General features: G+C 35.4%; 11 protein-coding genes. 9 read left to right on the top strand and 2 right to left on the bottom strand.

All coding sequences use genetic code 11. The features are described 5' to 3' along the window. Positions 1-3: 3 nt before the first annotated feature. Entirely contained in the window at positions 4-315 is a 312-nt protein-coding gene (locus tag ACJJVP_RS01900) for a hypothetical protein (RefSeq protein ID WP_405410342.1), read from the bottom strand. A 139-nt stretch (positions 316-454) separates the two neighbouring features. Between ACJJVP_RS01900 and ACJJVP_RS01895 the strand changes: the two genes are divergently transcribed. The 9 genes from ACJJVP_RS01895 to ACJJVP_RS01855 all read left to right on the top strand — a co-directional run bounded on the left by ACJJVP_RS01895 (position 455) and on the right by ACJJVP_RS01855 (position 14,379). Beyond that, positions 455-2,242, top strand: a complete 1,788-nt coding sequence (locus ACJJVP_RS01895; RefSeq protein ID WP_405410340.1) for an alkaline phosphatase — start codon at positions 455-457, stop codon at positions 2,240-2,242. A gap of 101 nt (positions 2,243-2,343) precedes the next feature. Beyond that, the gene (locus ACJJVP_RS01890; RefSeq protein ID WP_405410339.1) at positions 2,344-2,913 is read left to right on the top strand and encodes an RNA polymerase sigma factor; all 570 of its coding nucleotides are present in this window, start codon (positions 2,344-2,346) and stop codon (positions 2,911-2,913) included. 120 nt (positions 2,914-3,033) lie between these two features. Next, on the top strand, positions 3,034-4,002 hold the full coding sequence (locus tag ACJJVP_RS01885) for a FecR family protein (protein WP_405410337.1): 969 nt from the start codon (positions 3,034-3,036) through the stop codon (positions 4,000-4,002). Between the two features lie 202 nt (positions 4,003-4,204). Beyond that, a complete protein-coding gene (locus ACJJVP_RS01880; protein ID WP_405410336.1) occupies positions 4,205-7,426 on the top strand; it encodes a SusC/RagA family TonB-linked outer membrane protein in 3,222 nt (1,073 codons plus the stop codon). An 18-nt stretch (positions 7,427-7,444) separates the two neighbouring features. After that, complete coding sequence (locus ACJJVP_RS01875; protein WP_405410334.1) at positions 7,445-9,202, top strand: RagB/SusD family nutrient uptake outer membrane protein; 1,758 nt, start codon at positions 7,445-7,447, stop codon at positions 9,200-9,202. Positions 9,203-9,295: 93 nt separating this feature from the next. Next, complete coding sequence (locus ACJJVP_RS01870; RefSeq protein ID WP_405410332.1) at positions 9,296-11,101, top strand: metallophosphoesterase; 1,806 nt, start codon at positions 9,296-9,298, stop codon at positions 11,099-11,101. Positions 11,102-11,245: 144 nt separating this feature from the next. Continuing rightward, positions 11,246-12,544 carry a DUF5690 family protein gene (locus tag ACJJVP_RS01865; protein ID WP_405410331.1) on the top strand — a complete coding sequence of 433 codons (1,299 nt, stop codon included), beginning with the start codon at positions 11,246-11,248 and terminating at the stop codon, positions 12,542-12,544. Next, entirely contained in the window at positions 12,537-13,694 is a 1,158-nt protein-coding gene (locus tag ACJJVP_RS01860) for a TIGR03364 family FAD-dependent oxidoreductase (protein ID WP_405410329.1), read from the top strand. Before ACJJVP_RS01865 ends, ACJJVP_RS01860 begins: the two co-directional genes overlap by 8 nt. Position 13,695: 1 nt before the next feature. Further along, positions 13,696-14,379: a phosphonatase-like hydrolase gene (locus ACJJVP_RS01855; protein WP_405410327.1), complete on the top strand. Its 684-nt coding sequence runs from the start codon at positions 13,696-13,698 to the stop codon at positions 14,377-14,379. A 92-nt stretch (positions 14,380-14,471) separates the two neighbouring features. Here the strand turns inward: ACJJVP_RS01855 and ACJJVP_RS01850 are convergent, their stop codons facing one another. Then, positions 14,472-15,038 (bottom strand): helix-turn-helix domain-containing protein, encoded by a 567-nt coding sequence (locus ACJJVP_RS01850; RefSeq protein ID WP_405410326.1) that lies wholly within the window; start codon positions 15,036-15,038, stop codon positions 14,472-14,474. Positions 15,039-15,148 lie beyond the last annotated feature (110 nt).

The following is a 15,148-nucleotide window of genomic DNA, read 5'->3' as shown; positions in this document are numbered from 1 at the left end:
ATTTTAAAGCTTGACCTTTATTTCCTTTATTTTAAATGCTTGTGTTCTAAGTAGATTTTGAAAAATACGAACTATTTTTTCTTGGTTTTCTTCTGGAATACGCCCTCCTATAATCCAATTTTTCTTTGCGTACTTAGTACTTTCCAAGTTGAATTCGCCCATTAAGCACTCTAATGCTTCTTCGCGAGTTTCGTCGTTCATTTTACTGAACATTTGTTTTATATTTTCGGTCATTGGTGGTATGGTAGTTTTCAAAAATAAATAAAAAAGTCTTTCAGCTTGCCAAAATAATAAAATAGATATGAGCATTTTCATAACAACTTAATGTTTACTTGACTTTAACTTAAGATAATTATGAAATTTAGATCTCACTTTTGCAATCTGTTAAATATTCTTAAGGTATAACTAAACCTTATACTTGTTGACCAAACTTCCATACTTATACAATTGAAATATGAGATTTTTAAAATTACCAATAGCCTGCTTACTGTTTATAAATATGTTTGTAGGTGTTGCCCAAGATTATAAAGTTCATTCCCATAACGATTATAAACAAAATATTCCCTTTTGGAAAGCTTTTGGTGCAGAGGTGCAGTCAATTGAAGTAGATGTTTTTTATAAGAATGGAAAGTTAATGGTTGCCCATGAACAAGGTGAAATACAAGAAAATAAAACATTAGAGAGGCTCTATTTAAATCCGTTGCAAGAAGCTTTAGATTTAAATTTGTCTGCCAATAGATCTTTGCAATTATTAATCGATGTAAAGACCGATGCCTATAAAACTTTAGATGCTATTGTAGCTAGTCTAAAAAAGTATCCGTCGATAATCAGCAATAAGGATGTAAAAATTGTCATCTCTGGCAACCGTCCGGCATTAGAAGAATATGTAGATTATCCAAATTATATTTATTTCGACTATCAAAGTCTACAACCTGTAACTGATACAGAAGTACTTGATAAAATTGCCTTGGTGAGTGTAAGTTTTAAGAACTATTCTGAATGGAACGGTAAAGGCAGGCTTACCTCACAAGACTATAATAAGGTAACAGAAGTTATAGCACAAGCACATCAATTAAAGAAGCCTTTTCGATTTTGGGCTACACCCGATTCTAAATCCGCCTGGAAAGCTTTTGTAAACATGGGTGTCGATTTTATTAATACCGATAAGCCCAATGAATGTGTAGCTTATGTTTCTTCTTTAAAGGATAGGGTGGTGCAAAATTCCTTTTTCTCTGAAGTTTACCATCCAAGTTTTAAATCGGATAAAGCACAGCGCTCACCAAAGAATATCATTTTATTGATTGGTGATGGTAATGGACTAACACAAATATCATCTACGGTTTTAGCAAATAACGGGTCACTTTCTTTAACACAGATAAAGAGTATTGGGTTGATTAAGACACAATCTGCCGATGATTTTACTACAGATTCTGCCGGTGCTGGTACGGCTATAGCTACTGGTGAGAAAACAAATAACAGGGCAATAGGAACCAATGTAGATGGTGAACCTATCCCTAATCTAACCGAAATTTTATCTAAAAAAGGCTTCAATACAGGCATTATTACTACTGATGAGATTACCGGTGCAACACCTTCTTCTTTTTATGCGCATAGATCAGATAGGGGAATGGCGGCAGAAATTGCATCGGATTTGCAAACTTCTCAATTGAAACTGTTTATTTCTCAACCAACTACAGCTGTAAAGAACATTGAAGAAGCCGGTTTTGTATTGAAAACAGATATCAATACCATTGCAGCAAGTACAGAACTAAAAATTGGAGCATGGTTCAATACCGATAAAAAGGACTTATCGGGGTATATTCAAAATTTAGCTTTGGCTACTAAAAATGGAATTTCGTATCTAAACAAAGAGAAACCTTTTTTCTTAATGGTAGAAGGTGCAAAAATCGATAGCTATGGTCATGCCAATGATATTAAAGGAGTAGTAACTGAAAGTATTTCTTTTGATAGAGCGGTTGCAGAAGCTATAAAATTTGCAGATGCCAGTCAAAATACTTTAGTAGTGATTACAGCAGATCATGAAACTGGCGGATTGACCATACCCCAAGGTAATGTAGAATTACATGAGATTGAGGCAGATTTCACTACCGATGACCATACGGGCGTTATGGTTCCTGTTTTTGCATACGGACCAATGTCACAAGAATTTCAAGGGGTGTACGAGAATAATGAAATTTTCGCAAAGCTATTAAGTGTATTGGATATATCTACAACGAAGTAGTTTTTAGCAACTATCTAAAGCCTGAGCTATAAAGATCATTTTACCTAATGTTTACAATGTTATAATATCACTTCAATTAATTTAAGGGAGATTTGTGAACTATGAAAAAGGAGGGCATGGATACTATTGAAATTGAAGATTTGGTTTTGCGTGTTAAGAAATCAGATCAAAAAGCATTCAATACATTGTTCAACGAATTATGGGAGCCTATGTATTCCTATGCCTGCTCAATTCTTATGAACGACAGTCAGGCTCAAGATATAGTACAAGATATTTGGATCGATTTTTGGCAAAGAAGACAAGATGTGGAAGTCAATTTTTTGAAATCATATTTGTATAAATCCATTCGTTATAAGTGCTACAATCATTTAAGGGGTCAAAAGTTTAATAAGATCCAATTGGAAGTTGCCAAATCTGTTTCAGTTACATCAGAAGTTGATCAAAATGATGATGTCATTGAATTATCTACTAGAATAAATAGTGTTATTTCCAACCTTCCTAAAAGATGTCAGGTAATTTTTAGACTAAGTCGAGTTAACAATATTGACAATAAGGAGATTGCCAGTCAATTAGATATTTCCCAACGTTCTGTAGAGAATCAAATTTCTTATGCTTTACGTCAATTACGTAAAGAACTTGCAGTGGCAAAAACGTTGTTTTCCTTTCTTTAGTTTCCTTTTCATTACCTAAAAGTTAAGTGAAAGGTTGCTTTGTTAAGTAACCATTAAGACTGTTTTTTTGAGTGTGCGTACCCCTTCGGTTTCGGTACTTGTCATTGTAACGATAGTATAATGACCGAAAAAGAAGTAAAAATACTCATGACCAAGTTCCTTAATGGTACCATTACAGCCAATGAGGAAAAGCTTTTAGAAAAGTTCGATGCTTCATTAGTTATTGAAAATGGAGATCGTGTATTTAAAACCGATGGCCATAAAAAACAACTGGGTCAAAATCTGTTGCATAGAATACACAGTAAGCAAAATAAGAAGTCGAAAAAATTGTGGCTAAAAGTAGCGGCAGCAATTGCAGTTATTATCAACCTTGGGGTTGTCGCCTACTTTGGTCTGAATACGGATAATAAAGTGCCTGAAACCGTTTCACAAATAGTTGAAACTACAGATTGGGGTAAACGAAAAGATTTTGTGCTATCTGACGGAACTGAGATAAAATTGAATTCGGGAAGTACCATTTCATTTCCAGAAAAATTTATTGGCAACACTAGAGAAGTAACTTTAATAGGAGAAGCCTTTTTTAATGTAGCCAAGAATTCTGATAAGCCTTTTATTATTAAATCAGGCGATCTATGTACTACGGTTTTGGGTACATCATTCAATATTAATGCCTACCCAAAAAGTGATGATATTTCAGTGACCGTGGCTACGGGTAAAGTGCAAATAGGTGCTAAAAACAGTTTAGTATACCTCTTGCCAAATGAGCAGGGAGTGTTCCATAAAAAATCCGATAGTATATCAAAGAATGATGTAGATACAAACAGTTTGAATAATTGGCAAAAAGGACTATTAAAATTCAACGATATAACGGTTAAAGAAGCTCTAGGTATGTTAGAGAGGTGGTACGGAGTAACCTTTGTAATACATGATGATCAACCATTGGATTGTCATATTACAGCTTCATTTGATAATGAAACCTTATCTAATGTTTTAGAAAGTATCGCATATGTGAAAAAAGACTTGTCTTTTAAGCCGTTAAAAAACAATACCATTTTGATCAAAGGAAAATGTAGAGTTAACAACCAATAAATCAAAAAACCAATCTATGATGTAAACTTAAAAAAGAAGACAGCCTGTAACACTTTGGCGAGCTAAAACAGACTGTCGATTATTCAACGATTATTTAAAGAAAAACAACCATTAAACATTATGTGAAATTATGAATTTGCTAACTAATAAACAATTTATCAAGTTGACATTCAATACGTTTTGTCTCCTTATAATCATGGCGATGCTGAATCCCATACTTGCAGCTGACCTTAGGGGCCAAAAATTAGAAAATTATAAAGTGGATATTGCCGTAAAAGGCGCATCGGTTTTAGATATTTTAGATGATATCGAAAATCAGACGAATTTTAATTTTGTCTATGATCGCAAAGTAGGTAGGCTTAAGAATACCTACAATATAGCTTATGAAAGCGTGTCTTTAAGATCGGTTTTAGAGCTAATGGCCAAAGATGCCAATTTAACCTTTAGAAGGATTAACAAAACCATTTCTATTACGGTTAAGCCAAAAGTATATAAGAGAGTAGTAGAAGTTGAGTTCCTCACTGTAAATGGTACGGTAACAGATCAAGGCGGTGTTCCTTTGGTGGGTGCAACTGTACTTGAAAAGGGAACTTTGAACGGAGTTACGACAGATTTTGATGGTAACTTCACCATAGACGTCAAGAGCGATGCTGTATTAGAAGTATCGTATTTGGGCTTTACAACTCAAGAAATAGCACTACAAGGTGAAACTACGTTGACTGTTCAGTTAGCGGAAGATGCTACCCAGCTAGATGATGTTGTGGTCGTTGGTTACGGTACTCAAAAACGATCGGATGTTACCGGTTCTATTGCATCGGTAAAGAGCGAAAACTTTAATAAGGGTGTAGTTGCCAATCCTGGTCAGCTATTACAAGGTAAGGTTGCCGGTGTTAACATTACTTCGGTAAGTGGTGAACCTGGTGCTTCTCAAAATATCGTTATTCGTGGTATCGGCAGTTTCAGATCCGGTACTTCACCTTTATTTGTTATAGATGGTTTTGTTATTGATAATACTTCTACAGGCGTAGCCTCCAATCCTTTAAATTTCATCAATCCGCAAGATATTGAGTCTATGGATGTATTGAAAGATGCTTCTGCTGCTGCCATATATGGAGCAAGAGCTGCAAATGGGGTTATTGTGATTACTACTAAAAAAGGAAAATCCGGTAAAACGGAAATGAATGTTTCTGTATCAACTGCTTTCGCAACATTGGCAAATAAAATAGATGTGTTTACTGCAGATGAGTTTAGAACACAAGTGCCGGCTGTTGGTGGTACCTTGGTTGATGGCGGTGCAAATACCGATTGGCAAGATGAACTTACACAAACAGGGATATCTAAAAATGTAAACTTTTCTATGAGCGGTGGTGCTTCAGATAAATTCAACTATTATGCTTCGGTTGGGGTTGATGATCAAGAAGGCACGTTTGCAAATAGTTCTTTGAAAAGATACTCTGGTCGTTTAAACTTAAATCAAAAAGCATTAGATGGTAAGTTAAACGTTGATTTTAATCTTTCCGCTACCAGGACATTGAACAATAGACCAGATGCTAGCGCAACGGTTACAGATATGTTAGAGTTAAATCCTACCATTCCTTTATACACGAATGGAGAACCAACGATATTGGATGATAATAGATTAAACCCGTTGATACGTAATGAAATTTATGCAGACGAGTCTAACAGCAATCGTATTCTAGCCAATATTTCCCCATCTGTAGAGATTGTAAAGGGGCTAACGTATAAATTGAATTTAGGTGTAGATTATTCTTCTACGAATAGAGATCAGCAACGTGCACCTTATGCTTTGTTAGAAGATTTAAATCAAGGGTATTTAAATACATGGATCACAACCAACCAAAATACACAGGTAGATAATACGTTGACCTATACTTTTGAAAAAGGGAATCATGGGGCAACGATTTTGGTAGGCCATTCGTACCAGGAAGTGTTCTTTCAGCAAAAGTATTTTGAGTTGGAAAGTTTCGCTGATAATGATATCGACCCAAGATACCAAGATCAGATCAGTAGTCAAGAATATCCAACGAGCATGTTCTCAACGGCAGAGAAAAATGAGCTACAGTCTTTCTTTGGTAGGGTAAATTATGATTATCAAGACAAGTATTTACTAACGGCAACCATGCGTGCAGACGGGTCTTCTAAATTTGGAGAGAACAATAAATACGGGTATTTTCCTTCTGTTGCCTTAGGTTGGAATATTAGTAAAGAGAATTTCTTGGCAGAAAGTACAGTTGTAAACAACTTAAAGTTACGTGCTAGCTGGGGGCAAACGGGTAGTCAAGAGGGTATAGATAATAAAGTGTCGTTGGCGAGTTATATTGATAGTAAGAGCGATAATGATACCTATCCTTTAGATGATAGTGCCACTACTTTAGATGGTTACCCTTTTGGTACGGTACCTGCGCGTACAGCAAACCCTAATTTGAAATGGGAGGTAGCTACACAGACCAATATTGGTTTGGACTATGGTTTTTTGAACAATAAGATTACAGGCACAATAGATTACTTTAATAAGGTGACTACAGATGTAGTTTTGTTCGCCAATAGAGTAGATCCAATTCAGCCAACCGAGAAAATATGGACCAATCTCGAAGATTTGGAAATACATAACTCTGGTCTTGAATTTGCATTGGATTTTAGAACAATGATCGGTGAAGATTTCTCATTAAATATTGGTGGTAACGCTACTTTTATAAAAAACGAAGTGACAGATTCTCCCTTTGCTATTATAACCACGGGTGCCGCACAAGGTGGCGGTCAAACCGGTGCTACGATCAATGGTTACTTAAATAATGAATCTATTGGTACTTTCTATATGAAAGAGTTTATCGGTATTGGTGATGATGGTTTAAATCAATACAGAGATGTTAACGGTGATGGTGAAATTTTAGATGATGATCGTATTGCCGCAGGTAGTGCTTTGCCAGATTTCACCTATGCCTTTTATTTGAATTTTGATTATAAAAATTTTGATTTAGGTTTTAACTTCAATGGGGTTTCTGGTAATAAAATTTATAACCATACCGCAATGTCTTCTTTTTCAAAAGGGCAATTGAGCAGAAACTTGAATACTACAGATTTCGCTATTCAATTTCCAAACGAAGATGTTAGTAATTCCAACGAGGTTTCAACGAGATATTTGGAAGATGGAGCTTACCTAAAATTGAATAATGCAACATTGGGGTATAACCTACTAGCCAGTAAAATTGGCTTGGGCGATTATGTGAACGATATACGTTTTACACTTACAGGTCAGAACTTGTTCATCATTACAGATTATACGGGCTATAGCCCAGAAGTGAACACAGGTAGTGAAATAGATGGTGTACAAACTTTTGGTATTGACCGGTATACTTACCCTAATTCAAGAACCATCTTGTTTGGTTTAAATGTATCCTTTTAACATAAAAAAACTATCAAAATGAAAAATAAATTAATTATAGCGTCATTGTTTCTTGTCACTTTATTGACATGGAGCTGTACGGATCTAGAGGAAGAATTATTAGATGAATCATTGACCGGTGCCCAGGCGGAAGTTGTCAGCGGAGCTATTGCACCTGCTTACGGTTATATTTCATGGACATGGAGGCATACCAATTATTATGGTCTGCAGCTTATACCCTCAGATGAGGCAATACTGCCATATAGAGGTGGAACAGATTGGTTTGATGGTGGTAAATTTTTGGCGGCACATAGCCATAATTTTACCCCTACGAATGATTTGGTTGCCAGTGGGTGGAATGAGCTTACTACGAATATTTCTAGAACCTTGGCAGCAATTGAAGTATTGACTCCGTTAGCGGATGAAGGAGATGCAGAAGCTGCAGGCGCATTGTATGAAATGAAAGCTTTAAGGGCTTATTTGAACATGTTGTTGTTAGATAGTTGGGGTATCGTACTTAAAAAGGAATCATCTGAAGAACTTTCTGAGGTATTGAGAACGCAAGACGCCATTGATTATATTGAGAGTGAGTTGTTGTCTGTTGTTGATGTGATTAATGATGATAAAGGACCTGGTAGAATGACACGTTCTGCCGTGTACGGATTTTTGGCAAGATTGTACTTGAACGCAGCGGTATACCGTGATCCTTATGGTACGCCTGGTTTTACTCAATCCGATATGGATGCGGTGATAACATATACTAGCAATATCATAGACTCTGGAAGTTTTTCTTTATCGCCGGAGTATTTTGAACTATTTAATGATGAAAACCATTCAAATGCTGAATTGATATTTGCTTTGGATCAACGTGGGGTGTTAACAGGGGAGCATAGCCGATGGGCGTATTGGTCGATTGCGGGGTCAATGTTTCCAAGACCGGAATGGCCAAGTGCAGATGGTACTGACGGACCTGCTATAACTTCAGATTTTTACCAGACTTGGGTAGATGCCTATGGTGATGTAGATCCAGCAGAAGCAGATGCTCGTTTTTATCAACTAAATACTTTGGTGCCAGCTGTACAATTGGCAGATTTGGAAGGTCGTGAAAAATTATTGGAGACAGAGACTGAAGATAGTTTTTACTGTATACAAGATGTTGCTTTTGAAATGGATAGAGGTATTCTTCGCGGTATACAGTGGGGACCAAGAAAAGGTGATGATGGTCAGTTTCTTACTTGTGAAGATGGTACGGTTAAAATATTACCTGTAAGACAGATAAAAGGAAACGGTCCTTCACGAGATATAGGGTATGTAGATCACACTTTAGAAATAGATTTTTCGAACGAAGGATCATTACATCATACAGGGTATAGAGTTTCTAAATATCAATTTAGCCGTACCTCACCAAACGGTAACGATAATAGTAGTGTTGATTTGGTATTGATGAGATTGGCTGAGGTTTATTTAATGAGAGCCGAAGCTAAATTAAGAAATGGCGATTCCGCTGGTGCTTTGGCAGATGTGAATACGGTAAGAACATCTAGAACGGCACGCCCAGAACAAACTCCCTTTTCTTTATCTATTATAGATACGGATGCCTTATTTCGTGAGCGTGGTTTTGAACTTTATTGGGAAGGGTTTAGACGAGGAGATCAAATACGTTTTGGAAAATATGAAGATAGCTGGACAGAAAAAACCGATACTGATGTCAATCATAGATTATTCCCTATACCACAAAGTGCCGTTGATGGTGCCTCTGGTATAGATGGTTTCTTGGATCAGAATCCAGGATATTAATCGAAAACTAATTTTAATTGGAAACGGTAAGAATGTAAATTCTTGCCGTTTTCTTTTCCTATTATAATTGTTCTCGTAATTTAATCTCAAAGTATGAAGCGTTTTATATCCTTTTTATTTGTTCTAATGATGCATTTGGGGTGCAGTTCGCAAACTATAAAGAATGAAGTTCAAATTGCCTTTATGGCCGATGTTCATTTTGCAGATGTATATCCTGAATTGAAAGATTTAAGTGCAGGTGTATATACCGATACCGTAAATGGTAAGAATGTACTCATACGTTCCATGGAATCGCAATTGCATTCTACCCGATTGTTCAATGAAAATTATTTCGCTTTTCAAGCTGCATTAGATGATGCTGTTGAAAGAGGAATTAAAATCATTGCCATGCCTGGTGATTTTAGTGATGATGGCCAGCCAATGCATATTAAGGGGTTAAAGAAAATAATGGACCGTTATGCTGAGAAGTATGACGTGTCTTTCTTTATGGTAAACGGTAATCATGACCCTACTAGACCCTATGGTAAACAAGGCGGTGAGCGCGATTTTCTTGCTAACGATGGTCGATTACAACCTATTATGAGTGATGATGAATTATATACGTCAAACTCAAACGGGGAGAAACCTACAGTAATTTCAAAAGAAATTGCAGAATGGGGTTATAAAGAGATTTTAGAGGAATTGAAAGACTATGGCTTTTTTCCACAAAAACAATTCACTTACTGGGAAACTCCTTTTTCTGTATATACCTATGAACAATTTACTTATGATAAAGCCGTATGGGCATCTAAATTGGATCAGAGAACGAGTACTGCTAAAGGTCAATCTTTAAAAACAATGCCAGACGTAAGCTATTTGGTAGAGCCTGTTAAAGGTATTTGGCTTTTGGCTATTGATGCAAATGTGTATACGCCAAAATCAAATGGTGACGGATTTAACGGTTCTGGAATAGGATATAATGAAGTATTGAAACATAAAAGATATTTGCTAGAATGGACGGAAAAGGTTGTTAAAAATGCCAATCGTTTAGGTAAGACCTTAATTGCATTTAGTCATTACCCTATGGTCGATTTCAATGACGGGGCTACCGATGAAATGAAACAGTTATTCGGTGCCAAAAGTTTTCAAGCACATCGTGTACCCGATCAGGTGGTAGGTGAAATGTTTGCGGATATGGGATTAAAAGTACATGTCGGTGGGCATATGCATTTAAATGATACAGGTGTCATAACTACCCAAAAAGGTAATACATTAACGAATATTCAGACCCCATCATTGGCTGCTTATGCGCCTGCCTATAAAATAATTATTATAGGGAATTCAAATAGCTTGGAAGTGGAAACTATTGTGTTGGATTCGGTGGCTTCTTTTAATTCTTTTTTTAAGAACTATAAGGTGGAGTATAATTTTTTAAAGGATAATTTTCCTGATAGATTATGGGATGATACCATTTTATCATCTAACAGTTACAGAGAATTCACCAATACACATTTGCAAGAATTAGTACGTTGGCGATTATTACCTACAGATTGGCCAGAACATATTAGAGAGTTATTAGTTGGTAAAACCGGATGGCAAATAGTAACGCAAATATATAATGAGAAGCTATCTGAAAGGGAAATAGTAATAAAACTGAAAAATAAGGACCTTGCCATAAATGATTTTGATAATTGGACAGGGGAAAATTTGATTTTAGATTTTTATCGTTTTAGAAATGCCGATAAAATAGCTTTGAAAGATATTGACGCTACAAGATTGAAAGCATATCATTTTTTGTTTGATGCCTTGCTTTCTGGATCCAAGCATAAAACATTGGTTCCTCTGCAGCAATTTGCAAAAATTTTTCAAAAACAGATGAATGGGGAGGAGTCTGAGAAATTCAAAATCGATTTAAACTAGTTAAATACATTTCAACAATCCCCTCCAAAAACTAGAGGTTTAACTTAATCTATCACTTTTTATAACCATCTGATAACATTAAAAAAGTTACAAATAGTAAATAATTACAGAATATTGCCTGTATAATTGACTATTAGTAAACAAATGAAATTATTTAAGATTTCTAAATTAAATATGAGAGTTCTTTTAAATGGAGCTTTTGCTTCGTTCGGTCTCTACTTTTGTATGTACGCTTTTAGAAAACCTTTTTCTGTGGCCACTTTTGATGGGGAAATGGTTTTCGGTATCGATTATAAGATACTCCTCATTTTAGCACAGGTTGTGGGGTATATGCTTTCTAAGTTTATAGGTATTCGGGTCGTTTCAGGTTTGAAAGCACAGAACCGTGTAACCTATTTAACCGGTATGATTTTATTTGCAGAGCTAACACTCGTTTTATTCGGTTTTATACCAAAGCCTTATAACTTCATACTCTTTTTTTTAAACGGACTTTCCCTTGGTATGATCTGGGGTATCACTTTCTCATATCTTGAAGGTCGAAAAATGACTGAGATTTTAAGTGTTATTCTTTGCTCAAGCTTTATAGTTTCTAGTGGTGCGGTAAAGTCCGTTGGGCTATGGCTGATGACAACCTACGATATATCAGAATTTTGGATGCCAGCTGCTACGGGTGGGCTTTTTTTGATTCCTTTTTTTATCTGTTTGTATTTTCTAAAAAAGCTTCCGGCACCTACTGAAGAAGATATACTGCTTAGAAAAAAAAGAAAACCTATGAGTGCTGCGGATCGAAATCAAGTGTTGAAGCGATTTTCATTTCCAATTATAGTTTTAATAATCTTTTACACGGCATTGACCGCATTGCGAGACTTTAGGGATAATTTCTCTAGAGAATTATGGGACGGTGTAGGCTATGCCGGCGATGCATCAATCTATACATTATCTGAACTTCCTATTGCATTTTTAGTACTTGTTATTTTAGGATTGTTCTCAGTTGTAAAAAGTAATTTCAAGGCATTCATGGGGTTTCATTATCTATTGATTTTGGCAAGTATACTTGTAGGTGCGTCTACATTTTTGTTTCAGCAAGGAGCTATGTCCCCTGCTTATTGGATGGTGTTTGTAGGGTTTGGATTATACGCGTGTTATGTGCCTTTCAACTGTATATTTTTTGATAGAATGATAGCCACCTTTAAAATAGAAGGTAATGCAGGTTATTTAATTTATATAGCAGATTCTTTTGGTTATTTAGGGAGTATGGGTGTTTTGCTTTATAAGAATTTTGGTCAATCTAATAGTTCATGGCTACAATTTTTTATGGGGTCAACCTACCTAATTTCGATTTTGGGGGTTGTTATATCTATCGTTTCCATAGTATATTTTCAGAAGAAATATAAAAAAACTCACTCTAAAATTGAAATTAAAATACCAATTATAAATGGCTGATATAGATTATGATTTAGTGGTAGTAGGTGGTGGGGTATTAGGTACTTTTCATGCTTATCAAGCCATGAAGAAAGGACTTAAAGTGGTATTGTTAGAAAAGGATAATATGCCTAAAAGTGCTACGGTTCGTAATTTTGGTCAAGTAGTACCTTCTGGTATGAATACCAAATGGCAAGAATATGGTCGTCAAAGTTTGAAAATATATAAGAAGATTCACGCCAAATTTGATATTACCGTAAGGCAAGAAGGTTCAATTTATTTGGCTAGTGATGACGAGGAAGTACAACTGATCGAAGAGCTACGTGAAATTAACCGAGCTAATGATTATACCTCTATTTTGTTTACAAAGGCAGAATGCCTCAACAAATACCCAGGGCTTAACGAGAAATATGTAAAAGCAGGACTGTTCTTTCCAGAAGAAATTACTGTTGAACCACGTACCATGATCGGGCGTATTCATAAATACCTCCAAAAAAAAGGAGTAAGTATTATTTTCAATTCTAAAGTCATTGAGTGTAATGCTTTAGGTAATGAGGTAAGTACGCAAATGGCGAATGGTAAAAACCTATTATCATCTAAGGTGATTATTTGTAACGGTAGTGATTTTAAAACCTTATATCCGGAATTGTTTGCTACTAGTGATCTTGAGATTTCTAAGTTACAAATGATGCAAACAAGAACTCAAGGCAATTTTAAACTTAGCGGATCTATTTTAACGGGTCTATCGATAAGACGTTACGAAGCTTTTGCCGAGTGCCCTTCCTATTTGAAAATAAAGTCAAAAGAAGCACTTGATAGTCTTGAAAAGAAATGGGGTGTACATATTCTCTTTAAACAGGCAATGGATGGTAGCGTAATATTAGGTGATTCACACGAATATGCAGATGCCGAGAACATAGATGATTTAGGTTTTGATCTTAATATGGAGATTGATAATCTTATGGTCAACAAGGCTAAAGAGATTTTTCAATTACCTACTTATGAAATAGATCAGCGTTGGTTCGGTATGTATTCTCAATGTAAAAATTCAGATATTTTTGAAAGAACCATAGATAGAAATATTCATATAGTTACCGGTATTGGAGGAAAAGGTATGACAGGGAGCGCAGGTTTTGCAAAATATAACATTAATCAAATTTTTAATTTTTAGTATGCATACAATAAAATTGGCCGTATTTGATATGGCGGGTACCGTTGTCAATGAAGATAACGTCGTTTACAAAACTTTACAAAAAGCTATTAATGAAAGAGGCTTTCAATTAACTCTAGATTTTGTTTTGGAACATGGCGCGGGTAAAGAAAAACATCAAGCGATAAAAGACATTATTGCCGCTGATATCGGTAGTGTTGATAACGTTATGTCTGCCTCTATTTTTGAAGATTTTAAAAAGTTGTTGACTACAGCGTATAACGAACTGAGTGTTACTAGTTACGATGGGGTGCAAAAAATGCTTCATACTCTAAGGGGTAATGGAATAAAAGTAGCTTTAAATACAGGCTATGATACCAGTATCGCTCAATTTTTATTAGATAAAATGGAATGGTCTATAGGTAAAGAATATGACATTTTAGTAACTGCCGATGATGTTGTATTGGGTAGGCCAAATCCTGATATGATATTAGAAGCAATGATGAAAAGTAATGTTCAAGAAGAAAAATATGTGTTAAAAGCCGGAGATTCTATTATAGATATAGAAGAAGGTAGAAATGCAAATTGTGGGGTGACAATAGGTGTAACTACGGGTGCTCATACGCGTGAACAATTGTTGAGCGCAAAACCTACCTATGTGCTAGATAGTTTAGTAGATTTAAAAAATCTAATTGCTTTTGATTAATTTTTAAATAGTTATTGGCGAAAATTTATTAAAAATAAAATGTATCGAGAATCATGGGTATTCCTAAGGTTCTCGATACTTTTATTTAGGGATTAAATAAAAAAGTACAATACGAGCATGGTTGCGGTGCTACTACTTCTGTTTTCAGGCACGTGTGCAATTCTACCGTCAAAGAAAATAGAATCACCTTCTTTTAAAAGCACTTCTTCTGTATCGATTATATAATAGCATTCACCAGAAAGCATATATTTAAACTCATAAGCATCTGTATTTACCTTTTCTCTTTTAGAATTTGGGTGAACATGAAGTAAAACTGCTTCAAACCCAATACTATTAAGTTGTTTTCCGAAAATATAAGAATATGAAAATCCTTCGGCATCATCCTCTTTTTCTATAGTAGAATTATCTTCTTTTCTAGAAACTATAAAGTTAGCACCATTAGATTGCGGTAGTCCACCAAAAAAATCGGTTACCTCAACATCTAAAGAGCTTATAATTTTTAAAAGAACAGGTAGAGAAGGTATTGTTCTGCCATTTTCTATTCTAGATATGAGTCCGGCAGTTACACCGGCTCTTATGGCAATTTCACTAATAGTCAAATTTCCATTTTTACGAATTTCTTTGATTCGTTTTCCTATTCCAATAAGGTAATCATCCATTTATATGTGTTCTCTTACAAACATAACGAAAATTAAATTTTATCATTTACTGTATGAAGAGACAACTGTAAGCTACCGTTTCACAAGGGCTTTACATAAAACTTACATTT

This window comes from Maribacter sp. Asnod1-A12 (genome assembly GCF_045063735.1).
Lineage (GTDB): Bacteria > Bacteroidota > Bacteroidia > Flavobacteriales > Flavobacteriaceae > Maribacter.
Note: the sequence above shows the minus strand (reverse complement) of the source record. Positions and strands in the feature narration are given on the sequence as shown.